This is a genomic window from Reichenbachiella sp., from assembly GCF_039941815.1.
Lineage (GTDB): Bacteria > Bacteroidota > Bacteroidia > Cytophagales > Cyclobacteriaceae > Reichenbachiella.
In genome coordinates this window covers 1-1,592 of sequence record NZ_JBDVDW010000084.1, presented here as the reverse complement: position 1 = coordinate 1,592, position 1,592 = coordinate 1, and the positions used below count along the sequence as shown (strand labels likewise).

General features: G+C 43.0%; 2 protein-coding genes. One reads left to right on the top strand and one right to left on the bottom strand.

From position 1 onward, the window contains the following. The coding region (locus ABJF11_RS20630; protein WP_348122195.1) for a hypothetical protein at positions 1 to 185 on the bottom strand (185 nt) is incomplete at its 3' end. 526 nt (positions 186 to 711) lie between these two features. Between ABJF11_RS20630 and ABJF11_RS20625 the strand changes: the two genes are divergently transcribed. Continuing rightward, complete coding sequence (locus tag ABJF11_RS20625; protein WP_348122194.1) at positions 712 to 894, top strand: hypothetical protein; 183 nt, start codon at positions 712 to 714, stop codon at positions 892 to 894. Positions 895 to 1,592 lie beyond the last annotated feature (698 nt).

Here is a 1,592-nt window from a genome sequence, read left to right as displayed (position 1 = left end):
GCTGACATTATATGCGTATTTCCATAAACAATCATATTTTGTACCTGGTATGTGTTTACACGTTGACACCTCTCAGAAATTGGGTCAGGGTGAGGCATAGAAAAGGCATGAATCAGCTCACGATGAGTATGAGCCAATCCTTCGAGTAATGACTCAGTATCATAAAAAAGTTTTGAGGTTTTCATCAACACGTGCTTATCAATCTGAATGCATCTTAAGCATTCGATATTTTTCGTACGCAATACTTTGACCAAGGACATGCATTCGGCCTTCCTCCACGATAAATCGGCCGCTGGACCTTGGCTTATTTAATGCTTGTTTTGTAGTTTGACCGCGGACGAGTCGAATATTATACGACCTTGCGCATCTACGACTACCACCGTTTGTCTGATAATTGCGTTTATCCTCCCATACTGCGTTAGGCTACGGACGTTAGCTTCATCTCCGGCCCTGACTATGCCGCCAGTGAAACCCCGTTGTGCTCCTTGTCTATAAGCGGCGAAATAGGTGTGTTGATTGATCTCTAAAGGGATAGACGCAGCTAGCTCGGGTACGCGTGGCTGACTCCAGACATAAAACGGAACAACTCTTATATTTCATCCGAGTTGTGGGGGCAACTCACCTCATAGGGGGCCAAATCCAACAAGTGGCACTGGTGGGCACACATTACCCTGATATCCCAATACCCTACTACCAGAATATCTTTCCAGCATGGAACCCCTCAACCTACGTTGGATCTTGTATGGCGTGTTTCTGAGCAAGATCAACATCCCCTTTACTCAATTTACACTTGCATATAAAAATATCCCTCCCGTTCCTGTGCATGACCATATCAATATTCCCCCCAGCTATGTACATGAAAATGTACGACGTCACTGGGATGATATATCATAATATTAAAATCAACTCAAGTCAAACCCAGCAAATGTAAAATCAAATCTGCAACTGAAAAGTCTGATTCTTGAGTCAACACACAAATCTTTGAGTCATAACTCAAATGCTCAAATCCACGGCCTCTCTGTTGCAACCACACATAACTCTCCTGGTCCAATGCCAGGCAAAACGGCATTCGTCTCGTATTCAGTCATACAAAACAGCATTTTCGACGAAATTGTTCCAAAGATAAACGTGGAATCTTGTCGATTTAGTAACATAATCCCCGGGGCCCTCTCATCGCTTAACGCTGCTGGAGTCTAGAGACACTATCACATTATAACGCATTGTCTCCAACGCGCACGCTAGAAAATAACATCTTACGAATGCGGTGAGATTTGAATCCCGGACCCACCCTAGCGAATTATATAGCACTACCTGCAAGACCACTCAGTTAGCGTTGGCACTGAAGAACAAAAGCACAAATTTCAAAGAACTAAAAAAATCAAGCTCTCAATTGCCGAAGTTCTATCTAGACCTTCCAAGTCAGAAAACAATAAATACAGACCGCATACGCCCCAAGGTGCTTCATAGTCTCTCTGCAGCCATATCAAAACTCTCTCCCTCCAATTAATGAAAAATGAGTGCAAATCATGGAAACCATCACAGTGGTCATGCTCGTCAAAGTTAAAATTAAACCAAAAAAGTTTATGCTAGAG

Excerpts from the sequence above, each read along its gene's own strand:
- ABJF11_RS20625 (WP_348122194.1), top strand. The coding sequence starts at position 712 with ATGGAACCCCTCAACCTACGTTGGATCTTGTATGGCGTGTTTCTGAGC.